This window comes from Thermus sp. FJN-A, assembly GCF_054655095.1.
This window is the reverse complement of sequence record NZ_BAAHSC010000174.1, coordinates 95,419-113,605: the sequence shown is the minus strand read 5'-3', so window position 1 is coordinate 113,605 and position 18,187 is coordinate 95,419. Positions and strand designations below refer to the sequence as shown.

At 69.0% G+C, this 18,187-nt stretch carries 15 protein-coding genes, 1 other RNA gene and 1 riboswitch; of the genes, 5 read left to right on the top strand and 11 right to left on the bottom strand.

Translation table 11 applies throughout. The features are described from left to right. Positions 1–11 precede the first annotated feature (11 nt). The 5 genes from ACYQ0J_RS06155 to ACYQ0J_RS06135 are packed head-to-tail and all read right to left on the bottom strand — an operon-like array spanning position 12 to position 4,396. Positions 12–437: a MaoC family dehydratase gene (locus ACYQ0J_RS06155; protein WP_460171293.1), complete on the bottom strand. Its 426-nt coding sequence runs from the start codon at positions 435–437 to the stop codon at positions 12–14. Next, complete coding sequence (locus tag ACYQ0J_RS06150; protein ID WP_460171292.1) at positions 434–1,165, bottom strand: alpha/beta fold hydrolase; 732 nt, start codon at positions 1,163–1,165, stop codon at positions 434–436. The genes ACYQ0J_RS06155 and ACYQ0J_RS06150 overlap by 4 nt, the downstream gene beginning before the upstream one ends. After that, positions 1,158–1,931, bottom strand: a complete 774-nt coding sequence (locus ACYQ0J_RS06145; protein ID WP_460171291.1) for an alpha/beta fold hydrolase — start codon at positions 1,929–1,931, stop codon at positions 1,158–1,160. Before ACYQ0J_RS06145 ends, ACYQ0J_RS06150 begins: the two co-directional genes overlap by 8 nt. Beyond that, positions 1,918–3,396 (bottom strand): class I adenylate-forming enzyme family protein, encoded by a 1,479-nt coding sequence (locus tag ACYQ0J_RS06140; RefSeq protein ID WP_460171290.1) that lies wholly within the window; start codon positions 3,394–3,396, stop codon positions 1,918–1,920. The genes ACYQ0J_RS06145 and ACYQ0J_RS06140 overlap by 14 nt, the downstream gene beginning before the upstream one ends. After that, the gene (locus ACYQ0J_RS06135; protein ID WP_460171289.1) at positions 3,389–4,396 is read right to left on the bottom strand and encodes a 3-oxoacyl-ACP synthase; all 1,008 of its coding nucleotides are present in this window, start codon (positions 4,394–4,396) and stop codon (positions 3,389–3,391) included. The genes ACYQ0J_RS06140 and ACYQ0J_RS06135 overlap by 8 nt, the downstream gene beginning before the upstream one ends. 147 nt (positions 4,397–4,543) lie before the next feature. On the opposite strand from ACYQ0J_RS06135, the gene ACYQ0J_RS06130 reads away from it, so the two are divergent. The 4 genes from ACYQ0J_RS06130 to ACYQ0J_RS06115 all read left to right on the top strand — a co-directional run bounded on the left by ACYQ0J_RS06130 (position 4,544) and on the right by ACYQ0J_RS06115 (position 11,216). Further along, complete coding sequence (locus ACYQ0J_RS06130; protein WP_460171288.1) at positions 4,544–7,411, top strand: ATP-binding protein; 2,868 nt, start codon at positions 4,544–4,546, stop codon at positions 7,409–7,411. 62 nt (positions 7,412–7,473) lie between these two features. Then, a complete protein-coding gene (locus tag ACYQ0J_RS06125) occupies positions 7,474–7,917 on the top strand; it encodes a hypothetical protein (RefSeq protein WP_460171287.1) in 444 nt (147 codons plus the stop codon). A 9-nt stretch (positions 7,918–7,926) separates the two neighbouring features. Next, a complete protein-coding gene (locus ACYQ0J_RS06120; RefSeq protein ID WP_460171286.1) occupies positions 7,927–8,376 on the top strand; it encodes a cupin domain-containing protein in 450 nt (149 codons plus the stop codon). Positions 8,377–8,633: 257 nt separating this feature from the next. Further along, entirely contained in the window at positions 8,634–11,216 is a 2,583-nt protein-coding gene (locus ACYQ0J_RS06115) for a hypothetical protein (RefSeq protein WP_460171285.1), read from the top strand. A 71-nt stretch (positions 11,217–11,287) separates the two neighbouring features. Here the strand turns inward: ACYQ0J_RS06115 and secD are convergent, their stop codons facing one another. The 6 genes from secD to rimP form a co-directional block, all read right to left on the bottom strand. Further along, complete coding sequence (gene secD, locus ACYQ0J_RS06110) at positions 11,288–13,495, bottom strand: protein translocase subunit SecD (RefSeq protein ID WP_460171284.1); 2,208 nt, start codon at positions 13,493–13,495, stop codon at positions 11,288–11,290. 105 nt (positions 13,496–13,600) lie between these two features. Beyond that, entirely contained in the window at positions 13,601–13,891 is a 291-nt protein-coding gene (locus ACYQ0J_RS06105; protein WP_460171283.1) for a hypothetical protein, read from the bottom strand. 7 nt (positions 13,892–13,898) lie between these two features. Next, complete coding sequence (infB, locus tag ACYQ0J_RS06100) at positions 13,899–15,614, bottom strand: translation initiation factor IF-2 (protein WP_460171282.1); 1,716 nt, start codon at positions 15,612–15,614, stop codon at positions 13,899–13,901. Then, on the bottom strand, positions 15,583–15,858 hold the full coding sequence (locus tag ACYQ0J_RS06095; protein WP_460171281.1) for a YlxR family protein: 276 nt from the start codon (positions 15,856–15,858) through the stop codon (positions 15,583–15,585). The genes infB and ACYQ0J_RS06095 overlap by 32 nt, the downstream gene beginning before the upstream one ends. Then, complete coding sequence (nusA, locus tag ACYQ0J_RS06090; protein ID WP_460171280.1) at positions 15,858–17,018, bottom strand: transcription termination factor NusA; 1,161 nt, start codon at positions 17,016–17,018, stop codon at positions 15,858–15,860. Before nusA ends, ACYQ0J_RS06095 begins: the two co-directional genes overlap by 1 nt. A 16-nt stretch (positions 17,019–17,034) precedes the next feature. Continuing rightward, positions 17,035–17,460, bottom strand: a complete 426-nt coding sequence (gene rimP, locus ACYQ0J_RS06085; RefSeq protein ID WP_460171498.1) for a ribosome maturation factor RimP — start codon at positions 17,458–17,460, stop codon at positions 17,035–17,037. 164 nt (positions 17,461–17,624) lie between these two features. On the opposite strand from rimP, the gene ssrA reads away from it, so the two are divergent. Further along, positions 17,625–17,974: a transfer-messenger RNA gene (ssrA, locus tag ACYQ0J_RS06080) on the top strand. A 90-nt stretch (positions 17,975–18,064) separates the two neighbouring features. Continuing rightward, positions 18,065–18,185: riboswitch (FMN riboswitch) on the top strand. The last annotated feature ends 2 nt before the right edge of the window (positions 18,186–18,187 follow it).

Below are 18,187 nucleotides of genomic sequence, written 5' to 3'. Positions count from 1 at the left end.
CTTCCTTGTCCCTAGGGCGCGTTGCCCTGAGGTTCCTCGTAAAGGACCACCGCCTCCCCCTCTATAACCCTCTCCCCGTGCTGGTTATCGCAGAAGGTTTCCAAGGTGAGCACGTAACCCCCCTTCTCCCGCTCCCGCACCGCCTTGACGATGGCGGTGGCGGTGATGGTGTCCCCGAGGTAGGTGGGTTTCAGAAAGCGCAGGGTTTGGGAGAGGTAGATGGCCCCTACCCCGGGCAGCTTGGTGCCGATCACCGTGGAGATGAGACCGGCCACCAGGATACCCTGGGCGATGCGCTTTCCGAAGCGGCTTTTTTGGGCGTAGACCTCGTTGACGTGCAAAGGATTGGTGTCCCCCACCGCCCCCACGAAGAGGGCCACGTGAGCCTCGGAAAGGGTCTGGGTGTAGCTCGCCCTGTCGCCCACCTGGAACCTCATGGGCCCACCTCCTTGAGAAAGCGCTCCAAGATGGCTTTGAGAAGCCCGGGGTTCTCCAGGTTCACGGAGTGGCCTACCCCTTCCAGGACCTCCAGCCTTCCCCTGGGGAAGAAGGCGGCGGTGGCCTCGGCCATCTCCCGGGAGATCAAGGGGTCCAAGGCCCCGTAGAGGACGAGGACCGGCCCCGCGTAGGCCCGGCCCGCCCGCCACCGGGCAAGGGCCCGGGCGTTCCCCTGGAAATGGGTGGGGTGCATCCTCTGGGCGCAGTCCACGAGTCCGGGAAACCAGGGGGGCCTTTGGGTGGGGGCCATGGCCTCTAGGGCCTTCCCCAGGGCCTCGCGGTTTTCCCGGTAGGACTCTAGGACGGGGTAGTAGGCTTCCGGGGTGGCGAGGCCCGTGGGTGAGGCAGGGTTGATGAGGACGAGGCCCAAGGTGGCATCGCCCGCCGCCTCCATGGCCACCGCACCCCCCAGGGAGTGGCCCACCAGAATGGCCTCCTCGGCCCCGACTCCCCGCAGGAAGTCCCGGAGGGCCTCGGCGTAGACGGGGATGGAGGGCAAGAAGCCCTCGGGAGCCGGGCTTTCCCCAAAGCCGGGGAGGTCGGGGGCCAAGAGGCGTGCCCCCTTCGGGGGGTCTTCCAGAAGGCCCAGCCACCACTCCTTGCAGGCGAAGTTGCCGTGGACCAAGGCCACCGGGGTTCCGCTTCCTGCCTCGAGGTGCCTAAGCATAGATGTCCTCCAAAAAATTCCGGACCGCCCGGGCGAAGGCCGGGGGGTCCTCCAGGGGGGCGGCGTGGCCCGTGGGAAGCGGGGAGAGCCTTGCCCCAAGGGCCTCGGCCAAGACCTCGGCGTAGGGCCTGGGGAAGAGGAGGTCCTCCTCCCCGTAGAGGACGAGGGCGGGCAGGTGGAGGCCCTTAAGCCCCGGGCGGAGGTCAGAGAACGTCAAAAACCCCAGGAGGAGCCGTTCTTGGGCGGCCTCGGTGGGCGCCTGGGCGGCGAGGGCCCGGAGCCCCTCCTCGTCCAAGAGCTCCGGGTGGGCATTGAGAAAGCGGGCCCCGAAGACCCAGGGCAGGGCCACCCGGAGCCGGAGAAGGGTTCCCCCCGCCCGTAGGGCGTGGAGCCAGCTTTCCACCTTGGCCCGGAGGACGGGGTCCAGGTAGGGGGTGGTGCAGGCGAGGATGAGGGCCCGGACCCTTTCAGGGGCCATCCGGGCCGCCTCCAGGGCCACGATGCCCCCGTTGGAGAGCCCCACCAGGGCGGCCTCCCGCCAGCCGATCCGGTCCAGAAGGGCCAAGAGGTCCTCCGCATGGGCCCTAGGCGTGTAGGCGCCCTCGGGGGCCTCGCTTTCTCCCTGGCCCCGCATGTCGTAGCGGAGGAGGGTGAAGCCCTCCAGGTAGGGGAGGACCGGGTCCCAGCTCTCCAGGCGCTGGAAGAGGCCGTTCAGGAGGACCACCCGGGGGCCTTCCCCTTGGACGCGGTGCCTAAGCTTGGCCATGGCTCTCCTCCCACATCCTCTTCAAGACCTCCTTCTGCACCTTGCCCGGCCCGGTCTTGGGGAGTTCCGCCAAGAACACCAGGTGCTTGGGCACCTTGTACCCCGCCAGGCGCTCTCGCAGAAAAGCCCGCAGGTCTTCCGCTGCCACGGGCTTGCGGAGGGCCACAAAGGCCACCCCCACCTCCCCCCACCTGGGGTCGGGGACCCCGACCACCGCCGCCTCCTTCACCGCGGGATGGTCGTAGAGGGCCTGCTCCACCTCCACCGGGTAGACGTTCTCCCCCCCGGAGATGAACATCTCCTTCTTCCGCCCCACGATGAAGTAGCGCCCCTCCCCATCCCGGTAGGCCAGGTCCCCGGTCCTGAGCCAAAGCCTTTCCCCGTCCCAGACGAAGACCTTTTCGTTTTCCTCCGGTCGGCGAAAGTAGCCCTTCATGACCGCGCTCCCCGAGAGCCAAAGCTCCCCGGCCTCCCCTGGCCCCGCCTCCTTCCCGTCCTCCCGTACCAGGCGGGCCCGGAGGTGGGGCATGGGCCGGCCCACGCTCTCGGGATGGGCTTCGGCCTCCTCCAGCTCCAGGGTGAAGCAGTTCACCCCGCATTCCGTGAGGCCATAGCCCTGTTTGAAGCGCACCCCCTTTGCCCGGAAGGCCGCCCGTACCGGGGCCGGGCAGGGGGCACCCCCGGAGATGGCGAAGCGCACGCCAAGGAGGTCGGCCTGGGCGAACTCGGGCCTTTCCAGGAGCATCTGGAACATGGTGGGCACCAGGAAGAGGACGGTGGGCCTCAGGGCGCGGACGAGCTCTAGGTACTCCTCGGGGCGGAAGCGCTCCTGGATCACCACGCTGCCCCCCAGGTAAAGGAGGGGGGTGGCCAGGGCGTTCAGGGCGGCGTGGAACATGGGGGTAGCCAGGATGTACCGGTCCTCCCGGGAGAGGCCCCAGGAGAATGCGGTCTGGACCGCGTTCACCAGGATCTGCCGGTAGGGAAGGAGGGCCCCCTTGGGCAGGCCCGTGGTGCCGCCCGTGAAGAGGAGGAGGGCGGGGTCCTCCAGGTCCACCCGCGTTTCCTCGGGGGCCTCCGCGCCTTGGGAGAGGGCCTCGAGGGGGAGGGCGCCTGGGTCCAGGGCCCGGGCCACCTCCTGGAACCCTTCCCCGTAGAAGAGCACCTTGGGCTCGGTGTAGGCGTAAAGGGCCTGGAGTTCGGGGAGGCTTAGGCGGTGGTTAAAGGGGGTCAGGATGTGGCCGAGGAGGGGCCCGGCGAAGAGGAGGTCCAGGTAGGCGGGGTGGTTCCAGGCGAGAAGCCCCACCCGGTCCCCCTTGGCGACCCCCAGGGCCCGTAGGGTCCCCGCCGCCTCCCGCGCCCTCAGGTAGAGCTCCCCGTAGGTGAGCCAGCCGCCCCCGAACCACACCGCAGGCCGCCCCGGATGGTACCGGGCCAGGCGTCCCAGCCAGTTGGGTTCAAACATGGAGCCTCCCTTCTAGGCGCAAGACCGCAGCCCCGTAAAAGTAGCCCACCCCCGCCGCCGCCAGGGCCACCAGGCTGCCCGCCTGGATCAGCCCGCGCTCCCAGGCCAGCTTCAGGGAGAGGATGGGGTCCAACTGCCCCAGGTGGCCGAAGGTTTCCAGGTAAATGGACTGGCCCGGGCCTAGGCCCAACCCTTCCAGCACCGCACGGTGGGCGGAGCGCTTCATGTGCAGCAGGGCCAAGTAGTCCAGGTCGGCTTCCGTGTAGCCCGCCTCTGCCAAGGCCTCCCGCACCACCTCCAGGAAGGTGGGGATGGAGGTGGCATCCAGGCGCCGCTTCATGGCCTCGGGGTCTTCCACCTGCAGGCGGTAGTGGGGGAGGGTGTCCGGGGTGAGGGGGGCCTTGGTACCCCCCACCGGCACCTTGACCGCGAGGGCCAGCTCGGGGTCCATGCGGTGGGCGAGGCCGAGGAGCTTGAGGCCCGGCCCCTCCCGGGTGAGGACCGCCGCAGCCCCGCCCGCCGCCAGGTCGTAGAGGAAGCGGGTGTGGGGGTCCCGGTAGTCCACGAGGTCGCCGTTGCGGTAGCCTCCCGCCACCAGGACCACGTTCACCTCCCTCCGGGTGGCGAAGAGGCCCCGGGCTACCTCGAGGGCCCCCATGAGGGAAGCGCACTTCTGGTTCAGGTCCAGCCCCTTGGCCCGGGAGGCCCCCACCTTTAGGGCCAGGTAGGGGGCCGTGGCCCAAATGGGGTAGTCCTTGTACTCCTCCACCACCGAGAGCACCCAGTCCACCTTCTCCCCGGCCAGGCCTGCGGCCACAAGCGCCCTCCTTGCCGCTTGGGCGGCCATCTCCGCCGGGTGGTCTTCGGGGCCGGGGATGGGCTTCTCCAGGAGGCCCAGCTTCTCCCGCACCACCTCCACGGGGAGCCCGGAGAGGGCGGCGATCGCTTCCGCCGTCAAGCGGTCTTGCGGCAGGTAGACGCCAAGGCTATGCACGTACATCTGCCCTCAGGGTAGAGGGAATGTGTTACACGTCCGTTACACAGGGATTCCGGTTCGCCGCCTATACTGGGGGAACCTGGGAGGTGTACCGCCACGTTTCGGCTTCGCCTGTTGGGGAATGCGCTTCTGGAGGTGGGAGAAAGGTGTGTGCCTCTGGGGCGCAAGGTGGCGGGCGCGCTGGCCTACCTGGTCCTGGAGGGCCCCACCCCCCGTTCCCGGCTGGCGGGCCTATTGTGGCCCGAGGCCCCGGAGTTCACGGCCCGTAACAACCTGGCCCAGGCGCTCCACCGGGTGCGCCAGGCGGCGGGGTGCGAGGTAGCGAGCGGGGGCGAGGCGCTCCGGCTTGCGGAGGGCCTCGAGGCCGATGCGGCCCAATTGGTGCTCCTCGCCTTCCAGGGCCGCCATGCCGAGGTACTAGGGTTTACGGGCGAGTTGCTTGGGGGTTACGACTACGACGACTGCCCCGACTTCGCCGACTGGCTTCTGGCTGAGCGGGAGCACCTGGCGGGGTTGTGGCGCAGGGCTTTGGAGGCCGAGGCCGCGCGGCTAGAGCAGGAGGGGGATCTGCGGGGTGCGTTGGCCCAGGCGATGCGCCTGCAGCAGGCCGACCCCTTTTCCGAGGAGCACCTCCGCCGGCTGATGCGCCTTTACTACCTGCTGGGCGACCGCGGGGCTGCCCTTTCGGCCTACCATCGCGGCCGGGAACGGCTGCGGCGCGAGTTAGGGGTAGACCCCCTGCCCGAAACCCAGGACCTGATGCGCACGATTGAGCGCGGGGCCGTCCTCCCTGCCCCCAGGCCCCGACCCCGGCGGGAAATTCCCCCTCAGCTCTGGCGGCCGCCGGTGCTGGCGGGTCGGGAACGGGAGTGGGCCTTGCTGGAAGAGGCTTGGCAGGCTGGCAAGGTTGTCTTTCTCGTCGGCGAGCCCGGGGTGGGCAAAAGCCGGCTCCTGCGGGATTTTGTTGGCTCCAAGGGGACCTACGCCTGGCTCTCGGGCCGGCCAGGGGACCAAAGGGTGCCCTTTGCCTTCCAGGCGCAGGTTTGGCGGGAGGCGCTGGAGCGCTACCCTGATGTCCGCCTATCCCCTTGGGCACGGCGGGAACTTGCCCGGATCCTCCCGGGTTTCTTCCCCGAGGTCCCGCAGCCCCAGAAGGGCCCTGCCGATCGGCTTCGCCTCTTCGCGGCCCTGGCGGAGCTGGTCCGGGCGGTGGGGCCATACGTGGATGCGCTGGCGGTGGACGACCTGCACTACATAGATGCCGCCAGCGCCGAGGCCGGGGCCTACCTGGTTTCCCAGTTTGTGCCCACCCCTCCTGGCGTGCCCCGTAACCTCAACGCCTACCGCCAGGGGGAGCTTCCGGCCGAGGCCCAGGCCGTCATGGACCAGCTGGTGGAGGCGGGCCTGGCGGTGCGGATCGTCCTCGAGCCCCTCAGAACCCCCGAGGTGGAGGTCCTGCTGGCCTTCCTGGAGCTTCCGGGCCTTTCGCCCGCCCGTCTCGCGCCCGCGCTTTCCCGCCACACCGGAGGCAACCCCTTCTTGATCCTCGAGACCCTGCGCATGCTCTGGGAATTGGGGGAGCTGCCAGAAACCCCCCAGCGCCTGCCCGTTCCGCACAAGGCGAAGGAGCTGATCGCCCGCCGCATGGCCTCCCTGTCGCCAGCGGCCTCCCGCCTGGTCCAGGTGGCGGCCGTGGCCGGCGAAGACCTGAGCTTGGAGCTAGCCGCCGCCGTCTTGCAGAGTCCCCCCTTGCAACTGGCCCAACCCTGGGCCGAGCTCGAGGCCGCCCAGATCCTGCGGGAGGGGGGCTTCGCCCATGACCTCCTGCGGGAGGTGGTACTGGAGGGCATTCCTGCTCCTGTCCAGGCCCACCTGCACCGCCAGGTGGCCCGCTGGCTCGAGGAGACCCGGGCCCACCCCGTCTGCACCGCCCAGCACTGGCTCTTGGCCGGCCAGGAGGAGAAGGCCGCCCGCGCCTGGCTGGCTGCCGGTCGGGACTACCAGGCCCGCGCCCTTTACGCCGAGGCCCTGGCCGTACTGGAGCAAGCCCTTGCCCATGCCCGGGAAAAGGCCACCCGGGCCGAGGTCCAGCTCGTGATGGCCGACATCTACCGCGAGGAGCGGCGCTACAGGGAGGCCGAGGCCCTGCTGGAGGCTCTGCTGCAAAGTTCCCTTCCCCTGAGGCTCCGGGTGGAGGCCCTGCGGACCTGTACCCACCTAGCCATCGGCGACCACCTCAGGGCGGCCAGATACGCGCAAGAGGCCTACGTCTTGGCCCAGAAGTTAGGGGATGAAGAAGTCATCCACCTGACCCTCACCGCTTACGCCGCCACCCTGTGGGGCCTGGGGCGGAGCCCCGAGGCGGTGAGGCTGCTGGAGCCCGAGCTGGCTCGCGATCTCCCCGATCCCCGCCAGCGCCTCCGCCTGCTGGCCTATCTAGGGGCAGCGTATGCCCAGCAGGGCCGCTTCACCGAGGCCTACCCCCTGCTGGAGGAGGCCCATGGCCTGGCCCAGGACCAGGACCCCTACTGGCGGGTGCTGGTGGCGGCCTTCTTGGTGGGGGCCGATGTGGAGCGGGGTGAACCCCTGGCCCACCGGGAACTGGCCGAGGCCGCGCGGAGGTTGGGGCCCTTTGACGGGGGCGAGTACCTGGCGCTGGTGCTGGCCCGGGCCTACCTGGAGGCACGCGAGCCGGAGGCCGCCTTGGGGCTTTTGGCGGAGCGCCCGGGCCAATATCTGGGCCCGGCCTACGCCTGCTTGGGCCTGGCCTACACCAGCCAGGCTCGGCTGGCCTTGGGGCAGATAGGGGCGGCACGGGAGGCCTTTCGGGAAGCCCTGGCCCTGGCCGAGGGCTTGGAAGGGGCCCCCAGGGCCCTGGCTCAGGTGGCGGTGGTGGGCTCCAAGCTGGGGGAAGAGGGGGTACAGGCCCTCCTGGAGCGGATTGCTCCCGGCACCCTGGGCCCTGCCGATCGGAGGAGCCTCCGGGAGGCCGGTCTTCCCGGCCTGGACTCCCCCTGAACCTGTCATCCTCCGGTCATCTGGGTTCTTCTAACCTTTCCTAAACCGGGCAGGGAGTACCGATGCCTGGGGAGAGGAGAGTGGCGATGCACGGCAAGGCATGGCTTGCGTGGGCGGCCCTGGCGTTGGGGTGGGTGATTCTGGCTTTGGGCCAGCAACCCGACCCGGCCAGGCTACGGCAGCTTGGGCTTCCAGAAGGCACCGTCCAGATTAGCCCCTGCGTTCCCGGCATGGGCGAACACTGGGCTAACCCCAAGGACTTACCTTTCGGGCCTATCTATGGCGTGGTGGGAGACCGGGTCATCTTTGTGGAGGTCATGATTGCCCAGAGCGATCTGGTTGCGGGTAAGTCATGGACGAACCTCCTCAGCCCCTTCCGGGGTCATCGTATAGACCACGTGGACATCGAGTTCCAACCCCATGGACACGAGGGGTACGAGATCCCCCACTACGACGTCCACGCCTACTTCGTTCCTCACGCGGAGCATCTCGCCTATTGCCCCTAAGGAGAGCCTATGCAGGCCCTTTGGTTTCTCAACACCTTGGTTCGCCTATGGGTTTCAGAAAGCAAGGGCCAGGATGGCCTTTCCGTCCTGGAGCACCAGGCCCCCTACGGGGACTCCCCACCCCTTCACATTCACCACACCGAGGATGAGGTCTTCGTCGTTCTGGATGGAGAACTCCGCCTTGTCGTGGGGGATGCCACCCGGCGTCTTCGCCCCTTTGAGGAGCTTCTTGCCCCCAAGGGGGTGCCCCACACCTACCGGGTGGAGTCACCCCAGGGGGCCCGCTGGCTCACCGTCACCGCCCACCGGGACTTCGAGCGCTTTGTGCGGGCCATGAGCCGCCCGGCGGAGCGGGAGGAACTGCCCCCGCCTTCGGGTCCGCCCACGCCCGAGGACCTGGAGCGCCTGGCGAAGATGGCCCAAGTCTACGGCATCGAATTGGCCATCTCGGGGCCCTAGCCGTTTATGCGGGTCACCCGGTATGCCTACTGGCAAGGGCTGTGTGTCCGCAAGTTCCCCCGGGCTTCGCTTCTTGATTTGACCCTAGACCTCGGCCGTGTGCCTAAGCTGGGTAGTGCGCACATCCTGCATGATCCGCTAGCGGGTGGGAGTTTCGCTTTGCGCGCAGATGAGGCCTCAAGGCTCGCAGGGGCGAGGCGGAAAACCGGGGCCATACCCTGTAGCCCTGCCCCGGTCACAGGGGGCAAAATGAATCCATGCCCTACCCGGTGCCCCCCTCGAGGCTCCTCCCCCCCCGGACCGCCAAGGAGGTGCGGCGGGTCCGCCCCTTGCGCCTGGTGGAGGAGGCTTTCCTGAGGAGCCCCGGGGTGGTTTTGGCGGCGGGGGCCGGGTACGGGAAGACCAGCCTGGCCTCGGAAGTGCCCGGGGTTTATCTGGCCCTGGCGGAGGAGGCCAAAGACCCCGCCCTCCTCCTCTGGCATCTTCTCGCCGCCTACCAGGGGCGGGCGGCGCTTCAGGAGGTGGTGGGGCTCCTGGAGGCCGGGGCCTGGCCCCGGGCCCTGGAGGCGCTCCTCCAGGCCCTGGAACCCTTGGGACCTCACTACCTGGTGCTGGACGAGGCCCACCGGGCGGAAAGCCCGGGGATGCTCCGGGTGGTCCAGGGCCTGCTCCGCCTCCCCGGGTTGCGGCTTCTCCTGCTTTCGCGGAAGGCCGCCCCCTTTGCCTTCCTTACCGTGCTTTCCGAGCGGGAGCTGGCCTTCGATCCCCAGGAGGCTTGCCTCCTGGCCAAGGCCTTGGCCCCCGAGCTCCCCGCCTTTGAGGTGGAGCGGGCCCTCTCCCTGGTGAAGGGCTGGCCCCTGGGCCTGAGGGTGGTTCTCCTGGCCATGCGCCGGGGGCTTCGGCCCGAGCTGGCCTTGGAGAGCGCAGAGGGCCTGCTCGCGTACCTGGCCTATGGCCTCCCCGGCGAACTCCTGCAGGAGGCCGCCCGGCTGGCCCTGCTGGGGGAGGTGGCGGAGGAGGAGGCCAAGGACCTTCTGCCCTACGCCGAGGCCTTGCTCTTGGAGCGAAGGGAGGGGAGGTTGGTCTTCCACCCCCTGGTTCGGAGCGCCCTCAAACCCCTTCTCCCGGAGCCCGAAGCCCGGAGCGTGCTTTCCCGGGCGGCGGAGTCCGCCCTGCAACGGGGAGAGGCGGTGCGGGCCGCGGGCTTTCTCCTGGAAGCGGGAAGGTTGGGGCATGCGGCCGACCTGCTCCTGCAGGAGGGGTTTGGTTGGCTGGAGCGGGGCCTCACCTACACCGTGCTCCGCCTTCTCGCCCACCTGCCCGCGGGGATACGCCAAGGGAGGAAAGGCCTCCTCCTCTTGGAGGCCGAGGCCTTGCGCCAGGCGGGGCGCTATCAGGAGGCGGAGGCCGCTTACCAAAAGGCCTTGGCCCTGGGGGAGGAGCGGGCTTACCTGGGCCTGGTGCGGCTCTTCCTGGACACCGTGGAGCCCGCCCGGGCCCGGCCTTACCTGGAAGAGGCCCTCAGGCGGTTTCCCGAGGCGGCCAAGCCCCTTCTGGCGGAGAACCTGCTCAACGAGGGCCGGGTGGAGGCGGCGGCGGACCTCGGGCTGGCCGGGCCCAGGCTCCTCCTGCGCCAGGGGAGGCCGGTGGAGGCCCTGGCCCTGTTGCGGGGGGCCAGGGACCCCGGTCTGCACCGCCCGCCCCAGAACCACCGGGAGGGAAGCCTCCTCAGGGCCCTCCTGGAGTGTGTGGCGGGGGATGCGGAGGAGGGCCTTAGGTGGGCGGAGCGGGGCCGGTTTGAGGCGGAAGCCCTGGGGAGCCCCTTCGGCCTGAGCCTGGCCGAGGCCCGGCGGGGGCATGCTCTCCTGGCCTTGGGCCGCCTCGAGGAAGCCCGGGCCGCATACCGGGCCGCTTTGGCCCTGGCCGAGGGGGGACCCGCCCGGCTCGGGGTGGAGGCCCTGGGGGGACTGGCCGCCTTGGGGGAGGAGGGGGCCTTTGCCGAGATGGTCCGGCTTTCCCGGGCGGCGGGGGACCTGTGGGTGGAGGGGTTCATGACCCTGGTGGTGGCCCTGGCGCGCCTGCGGCAGGGGGAGGTGTTTGCCTTACCCGCCCTGGAGCTGCTGGACCCCTTTTTGCGGGAGGTGGCCAGGGCCTATCCCTTTACCGATGGTTGGGAGCCCCTCCTGGCGCGCTACCCCTTCTTGGCGGGGCGCACCCTCTTCGCCCCGCCCCTGCACCGGGTGCGCCGGGCGCTTTGGCGCCTGGGCCATCTGCCCCTCCCCTACCATCCCGGGGTGCGGCTGGAGATCCGCGCCCTGGGGGGGTTTGAGGTCCGGGTGGAGGGCCGGGCGGTGCGCTTCCGCCGGGAGAAGAGCCGTTTGCTCCTGGCCCTCTTGAGTGCGGGGGAGTGGGAAAAGGGGGACCTCCTGGAGGCCTTGGAGGTCTCCCCGGGGGAGTTTCGCGTGCTGTGGTGGGAGGTGGTGCGCGCCCTGGAGCCGGGCCGTCCCAGGGGGGTGGCCCCCTACTTCCTCCGCACCCGCCCCTACGGGCTTAACCGGGAGGCTCCCGAGCTCTACCTGGACCTGTGGGACCCCAAAGCCCCCGTGGCGCCCCCCTACCAGGGCCTGGACCACCCCCTTTTGGACGAGCGGTCCCGGGCCTGGCTGGAGGAACGGCGGCGCGCCCTCCTCCTTAGCCCCCACCCCGGGGACTGGCTCGCCGCCCTGCGCCTGGACCCCTTGGACGAGGAAGCCCTCCTCCGCCTTCAGGGCACGCCCGCCTACGAGGAGGGGCTACGCCTGCGCCAGCGGGCCTTGGCGGAGCTTGGGCTGGAAGGGTAGGCGGGGGTGCCGCCCTCGGGTAGGCAAACGCCCCGGGTCTCCCGTAGACCCGGGGCGGAAGGCCAAGCGGCTTAGGCCGCTTTTTGGCCTGGCCGCTTGCGGAGCTCTTTCCAGAAGACCACCAGGGCGCTCACCACGTAGATGGAGCTGTAGGTGCCCACGAAGATCCCCACGAAGATGGCCAGGGAGAAGTCCCGAAGGACGCTTCCTCCCAGGAAGAGCAGGGCGATGATGGGTAGCAAGGTGGTGAGGCTCGTCATCACCGTGCGGGAGAGGGTCTGGTTGATGGAGCGGTTCACGAGCTCCGGGTAGGGAACGCCCCTCAGAAGCTTCTGGTTCTCCCGGATGCGGTCGGAGACCACGATGGAGTCGTTGATGGAGTAGCCCACGATGGTGAGGAGAGCGGCGATGGTGGGGATGGAGAACTCCAGGCCTAAAAGGCTATACATCCCCGCCACGATGGATACGTCGTGGGCCACCGCGATGACGTTGGCCACCCCGAAGGTCCAGTCAAAGCGGAAGGCCACGTAGATGAGGATGAGGCCCAGGCCCACCAGCACCGCCATCAGCGCATTCCGGCGCAGCTCCGAACCGATGGCGGGGCCCACCGTCTCCGAGGTGAGCACGGAGGCCTTGAGTTCCGAGGTGAAGAGCCGTTCCAGCTCCAGGCGCCTGGCGTCGGGAAGGGGGGGTAGCTTGAGGGCAAACTCCCGGAAGTCGGCGGTGGGGGCCTGCACCTGGGTGATGACCGCCTCCTTGGCGGGGAAGCCCTTTTGCTCCAGGAAGTGCCTCAGGGTGTCCACCCCTACCTCGGGGGCGGTGCGCAGGGTGTAGGCGGTGCCCCCGGTGAAGTCTATGGAGTAGTTGAAGCCCTTGGTGAAGACCACCCCCGCGGCCGCCACCGCCAGGAGCAGGGAGGCCAGGGTCACGTAGCGGGCGGGGCCCATGAAGTTTACCCGGGGGTCCACCAGCCACATGGGCGGGCGCACCTCCCTACGCTCTCCCAGGCGCTCCAGGAGGTAGCGGCTGAAGACCAGGTTGGAGAAGACGCTGGCCACCACGCCGATGGCCAGGATCACGGCAAAGCCCCGCACCGGGCCCGTGGCGTACTGGTACAGGGCCGCGGCCGCCAGGAGGTGGGCGACGTTCACGTCCAGGATGGTGAGGGTGGAGTGCTTGAACCCCTCGGGGATGGCCTGGCGGAAGCGCTTGCCCGCCCTGAGCTCCTCCTTGATGCGCTCAAAGGAGAGGACGTTGCCGTCCACCGCCGCCCCCAGGGTGAGGACGAGCCCCGCGATGCCCGGCAGGGTCAGGGTGGCCCCGAGGCCGGAAAGGAGCCCCAGGATGAGCACCGAGGTGTAGACGAGGCCCAGGGAGGCCACCAGGCCCAGGCTCGCCCCGTAGTAGGCGAAGATGAGGAGGAAGATGGCCAAGGTGCCGATGAGGGCCGAGCGGATCCCCGCCTGGATGGCGTCCTGGCCCAGGGTGGGCCCGATGGCGCGGATCTCCGCCACCTCCAGGGAGACGGGCAAGGCCCCGGAGCGGAGGACCAGGGCGATTTCGCTGGCTTCCTCGAGGCCCGAAAGTCCCTCGATCACCGCCTGTCCCCCCGTGATGGCCTGGCGGATGACGGGGGCGGTGTAGACCTTGCCGTCCAAGACGATGGCCAGTTGTTTGCCCACGTTGGCCCGGGTGACCTCCTTAAACTTCTTGGCCCCTCCCGGGGTGAAGGTCAGGGCCACCTGGGGGCGGCCGAACTGGTCAAAGACCGCCCGGGCGTCCGCCAGGTCCGCGCCCGTGAGGAGGGGAGGGCCCAGGTCCTCGGGCTTGATGAGGTCCTTTTCCAGGTCCTCCCGCTTCAGGCGGGGGTTTTCCCGGAGGGCCTGGTTGATCTGGGCCACGGTGGTGCCCGTGGCCCCTTCCTTGAGGATGCGGAACTCCAGCACCGCCCGCTGGCCGATGAGCTTGAGGGCGCGGTCCTGGTCGGCTTGGGACAGGCCGGGAAGCTCCACCACCAGGCGCTTCTGCCCCTGCACCTGGATGAGGGGCTCGGCCACGCCCAGGGCGTTGATGCGGTTTTCCAGCACGGTGCGGGCCTTTTCCAGGTCGTCGGGGGTGGGGTTTTCCACCGCGGCCTCCAGCACGATGCGAAGACCCCCCTTCAGGTCCAGGCCCAGCTTCACCTTGGGCTCCTGGGGCGCCCAGGGCTTCCAGACGAGGAGGAGGGCCAAGAGGAAAAGGCCCAGCAGGAGAAGACCGGTCAAGGGTTTTCGGTTCATAGGGTTTCCTTTCGTGCGGTTCAGAAGTCCTTGGGCCGGGGAAGGCTGCCTCTGCCCCTCCCCCGCGCCCCCTTCCCACCCGGGCGCGGGGTGCGGGGGAGGAGGCTAGCCCCCGTCTAACTGGAGGCGCAGGTAGAGGAGGTAAAGCCCCGGCCTTGCCGGGGGGCCGGCGGGCCGGGGGGCCCTCTCCTCCCGGGGGTACCCGGGCAGGGCCCGGGGGGGCTTGGGCGGGGTCCAGAGGAGGGGGGAGGAACCCCCGCTCCCCCGGTCCTCCTTGAGGGCCAGGACCGGGCCCTTGGCCAAAAGGCCTGCCCCCTCCTCCGCCCTTGGGGCGGGTAGGGCCACGCCCTGGAGGACCAGGGCTATGGCGGCCCAGAGGGGAAGGAGGCGCCCCATGCCTGCCTCAGGCGGGGATCTCCACCATCTGGAAGGCCTCTATGATGTCGCCCTCTTGGAAGTCGTCGAAGCCCTCGAGGCCCACCCCGCACTCGTAGCCTTGGGCCACCTCCCGCACGTCCTCCTTGAAGCGCTTGAGGCTGGCCATCCTGCCCTTCCAGATCTCCTGGCCCCGGCGGAGCACCCGCACCTCCGCGTTGCGGACGATCCTTCCCTGGGTCACCATGCACCCGGCCACCTGCTTGCCCCCGGGCAGGCGGAAGATGGCCCGCACCTCGGCCCGCCCCAGGACCTCCTCCTTGTACTGGGGTTCCTTCTGCCCCTTGACCATGGCCCGCACCTCGTCGATGAGGTCGTAGATGATGCGGAAGGTCTTGAGGAGCACCCCCTTCTCCTCCGCCTTCTTCTTCACCGAGCCCGCAGGGCTCACCCCGAAGGCCAGGATGGCGGCGTTCGCCGTCTGGGCCAGGAGCACGTCGGACTCGGTGGGGGCCCCCACTTGGGCGAGGAGGACGTTGATCTTCACGTCTTCCGTGCCCTCCTTGGCCAGGATGTGCTGGATGGCTTCCAAGGAGCCCTGGGTGTCCGCCCGCAGGATGAGGTTGACCTCCTTCTTCCCCTCCTCCTGCATGGCCCGGAGGAGGTCGGCCATGGTTCTGGGCCGGCGCTCCCGCTCCGCCTCCTCCTTGGCCTTGCGCTCCTCCCTCCTTTCCTCGGCGATCTCCTTGGCGGCCTCGATGTCCGGCACCCACTCCACCACGTCCCCGGCGTGGGGAAGCTCCTGGAAGCCCAGCACCTGCACGGCGCTCCCCGGGCCCGCCTCCTTGCGCTGGTGGCCGTCCGCGTCCATCATGGCCCGGATGCGCCCGTACACCTCCCCGGCCACCACGTAGTCCCCCACGTGAAAGGTCCCCTCCTGGACCAGCATGTTGGCGATGATCCCCGCCTGCTTGTCCAGCTTGGACTCCAGGATCACCCCCTTGGGCTCGGCGTTGGGGTCCGCCCGGTAGTCCTCCAGTTCGGCCAGGAGGAGGATCATCTCCAGAAGCTCCTGCACCCCCTGGCCCGTCTTGGCGCTGATGGGCACCACGATGGCCTCCCCCCCGTACTCCTCGGGCACGAAACCCCGCTCCATGAGCTGGCGTTTGACCCGATCGGGGTCCGCCTGGGGCAGGTCCATCTTGTTGAGGGCGAAGACCACCTTGGCCCCCGCGGCCTTGGCGTGGGCGATGGCCTCGTCGGTCTGGGGCATGATGCCGTCGTCGGCGGCGATGACGATCACGGCGATGTCCGCCACCCTGGCCCCCCGCTGCCTTATGGTGGTGAAGGCCTCATGCCCCGGGGTGTCGATGAAGACCACCGCGCCCTGGGGGGTCTTCACCTCAAAGGCCCCCACGTGCTGGGTGATGCCCCCCGCCTCCTTCTCCGCGATGCGGCTCTTGCGCAGGTAGTCCAGGAGGGTGGTCTTCCCGTGGTCCACGTGGCCCATGATGACCACCACGGGCGGACGCCGGGGCAGGGCCTTCCTGCGCTCCTCCTCCGCCAGCTTTTCCTGCAACCCCCGCTGTTCCTTCACCAGCTCCCGCACCGCCTCCGCGTCCTCCTCGCTGAGGGTGGAGGCGTGGGACTTGTAGGCCACCCCCATCTGGTCCAGGAGCTCTAGAAGCTCGTCGTTTTCCATGCCCAGCTCTTTAGCCAGCTGGTAGATGCGTATTTTGGCCATCCGTACCTCCTAAGAGCGCCGCCAGGGCTTGGGCAAGGGCCCCCGAGCGGGCGCCAGCGAAGCGCCGGAGCTTTTTTTCCTGCCAGCACTCCGGGTTGTCGGGGCAGACGTAGGCGCCCCTTCCGGGAAGCTTGCCCGTGGGATCTATCTGAAACCCATCCGATGTGAGTAGGATGCGGAGGAGTTCTCCCTTGGGCCGCCTTTTGCGGCAGGCCACGCACATGCGGATGGGAACGTGCCGCATCACCCGAGATCCTTGAAGAGCTTCTCAAACTCCTCCTTGGCCCGGGAGGAGGCCTCCGACTCCTCCTGGGCCGCCTTGCGAATGGCCTCGTCCAGGTCGGAGATCTCCGCCTCCTCAAAGTGGATGTCGTAGCCCGTGAGCTTGGAGGCCAGGCGCACGTTCTGCCCCCCGGTGCCGATGGCCAGGGAGTGCTGGTCCTTGGTGACCTTGACCCGAGCCTTCTTGCCCTCCGCGTCCAGCTCAATGGAGCCCACCTGGGCGGGGGAGAGGGCGTTTCTTATGAACTCCTTGGGGTCCTTGGACCAGAGGATGATGTCCACCTTCTCCCGGCCCAGCTCGGCGGAGACCGCCTGGATGCGCTGGCCCTTGTGGCCGATGCAGGCCCCGATGGGATCCACGTTGGGGTTGTGGCTGGTGACCGCCACCTTGCTGCGCTTTCCCGGTTCCCGGGCGATGGCCTTGATCTCCACGATGCCCTCGGCGATCTCCGGCACCTCTTGCTTCAGGAGGTGCTCCAGGAGCTTCTCGTGGGCCCGGCTCACGATCAGGGAAGGCCCCTTGGCGGAACGGTCCACCTTCTTCAGGAAGACCTTGAGGCGTTGGCCGGGGTAGTAGCGTTCCGTGGGGATCTGCTCGCTCCTCGGCAGGTAGGCCTCGCCGCGGCCCAGCTCCACGAAGACGTTGCCCCGGTTGTCCACCCGGGTCACCACGCCCGTGAGCACCTGGCCTTCCTTGTCCTTGTACTCGTTGAAGATGCGGTTGCGCTCCGACTCCTTGAGGCGCTGGGTGAGGATCTGGCGCAGGTCCTGGATGGCCATGCGGGAAAGGCCCTCGGGGTCGATGGGGAACTCCATCTCGTCCCCCACCTGGACCTCGGGGTCGTACTGGAGGGCCTCGGAGAGGGCGATCTCCTTGTCGGGGTCCTCCACCTTCTCCACCACCCGGCGGACCTCCACCATCTCTATGCGGCCCGTCTGGGGGTCAATGTAGACGTCCACCTCCGGGCCCTTGCCCGCGTCCACCTCCTCCTTCTTGTACCCCTTTTGTCTTTTAATGTAGGCCTTGCGCAGGGCCTCCTTGAAGGCCTCCAGGACCTCCTCGGTGGTGACCCCCCGTTCCAGGGCCAGCTGCTGCATGGCGTCTATGAATTCCCGGTTCATGGTTCCCCTTTCCCTCCTACCTGGGCTCCTCGGGCCATTCGGCGAGGTTGGCGCGGAAGGTGCCCAGGGCCAGGCGCCTCTCCTCCGGGCCCACCTGGAACACCACCTCGTCCCCTTCCACCCGGAGGATGCGCCCCACGAACCCCCCGGGTCCCGGCACCTTGGCCAGAAGGCCTTGGAAGCGCTCAAAGTGGCGGCGGGTGAAGAGGGGGCGCTTGGGACCGGGGGACTCCACCAGGAGGCGGTAGCTTCCCGGAATGGGGTCTTCCCGGTCCAAGACGGCCTCAATGGCCCGGCTGGCCCGCTCCAGGTCGGCCACGGTGATGGGCCTTTCGTCCTTGCGTTCCAGCCGCACCAAGACCTCCCCGGGGCCTTCCTTGACCTCCAGGACCTCGAGGTCCAAAGGCCCCACCGCTTCCTCCACCAGCCGCCAAAGCTCCACGGGCACCTCCTCGCCTCCCTTCACAAAGGAAGGGTGGGCTTACACCCACCCCCCTCCCTTGGGAGCACTGGCCCTAGTCTACACCCAAGGCCCCCTTGACTACAACCCCTTTAGCCTAGTACACTCAAGGTTGCCGGTCCCATCCCGGCCCGATCCATATCCATGGGGGTGAACGGTCTCGACGGGGGTCGCCGAGGGCAGGCTGGCGCGCCGGGGTGCGGGTGGCCCCGGAAAAACCCGCAAACCCACAAAGGCCAACAAGCCTGCTTACGCCCTCGCGGCTTAATGACCGCGACCTCGCCCGGAAGCCCTGCCGGGGGCTCGTCGGCGCGGGGACACTAAACCCGGCTAGCTGTGGGCGACGCCCCGTGGTCCGCAGCGAAGCGTAACGGGGCTCGCCCCTGGCCGCCCGTCCGCGGGCCAAGCCAGGGGGACACCGAAAACGCGGACTACGCGCGTAGAAGGCCGCCGTAGGGACTCTCGGACGGGGGTTCAACTCCCCCCACCTCCACCAGAAGCGGGCGCCCCCTGGGGCGCCTTTCCTTTTGGCGCGCCCGGACATTCCTCCCCCCGGGACCTGGTAAAGTGGACTTGGTGCCTTGGGCACCTCCTTCGGGGCGGGGTGGAAGTCCCCACCGGCGGTGAAAGCCCGCGAAGCCCCTTTGGGGCCCGACCCGGTGGAACTCCGGGGCCGACGGTGAAAGTCCGGATGGGAGAAGGGGGGCCG

Excerpts from the sequence above, each read along its gene's own strand:
- ACYQ0J_RS06155 (WP_460171293.1), bottom strand. The coding sequence starts at position 437 with ATGAGGTTCCAGGTGGGCGACAGGGCGAGCTACACCCAGACCCTTTCC.
- ACYQ0J_RS06150 (WP_460171292.1), bottom strand. The coding sequence starts at position 1,165 with ATGCTTAGGCACCTCGAGGCAGGAAGCGGAACCCCGGTGGCCTTGGTC.
- ACYQ0J_RS06145 (WP_460171291.1), bottom strand. The coding sequence starts at position 1,931 with ATGGCCAAGCTTAGGCACCGCGTCCAAGGGGAAGGCCCCCGGGTGGTC.
- ACYQ0J_RS06140 (WP_460171290.1), bottom strand. The coding sequence starts at position 3,396 with ATGTTTGAACCCAACTGGCTGGGACGCCTGGCCCGGTACCATCCGGGG.
- ACYQ0J_RS06135 (WP_460171289.1), bottom strand. The coding sequence starts at position 4,396 with ATGTACGTGCATAGCCTTGGCGTCTACCTGCCGCAAGACCGCTTGACG.
- ACYQ0J_RS06125 (WP_460171287.1), top strand. The coding sequence starts at position 7,474 with ATGCCTGGGGAGAGGAGAGTGGCGATGCACGGCAAGGCATGGCTTGCG.
- ACYQ0J_RS06120 (WP_460171286.1), top strand. The coding sequence starts at position 7,927 with ATGCAGGCCCTTTGGTTTCTCAACACCTTGGTTCGCCTATGGGTTTCA.
- ACYQ0J_RS06115 (WP_460171285.1), top strand. The coding sequence starts at position 8,634 with ATGCCCTACCCGGTGCCCCCCTCGAGGCTCCTCCCCCCCCGGACCGCC.
- secD (WP_460171284.1), bottom strand. The coding sequence starts at position 13,495 with ATGAACCGAAAACCCTTGACCGGTCTTCTCCTGCTGGGCCTTTTCCTC.
- ACYQ0J_RS06105 (WP_460171283.1), bottom strand. The coding sequence starts at position 13,891 with ATGGGGCGCCTCCTTCCCCTCTGGGCCGCCATAGCCCTGGTCCTCCAG.
- infB (WP_460171282.1), bottom strand. The coding sequence starts at position 15,614 with ATGGCCAAAATACGCATCTACCAGCTGGCTAAAGAGCTGGGCATGGAA.
- ACYQ0J_RS06095 (WP_460171281.1), bottom strand. The coding sequence starts at position 15,858 with ATGCGGCACGTTCCCATCCGCATGTGCGTGGCCTGCCGCAAAAGGCGG.
- nusA (WP_460171280.1), bottom strand. The coding sequence starts at position 17,018 with ATGAACCGGGAATTCATAGACGCCATGCAGCAGCTGGCCCTGGAACGG.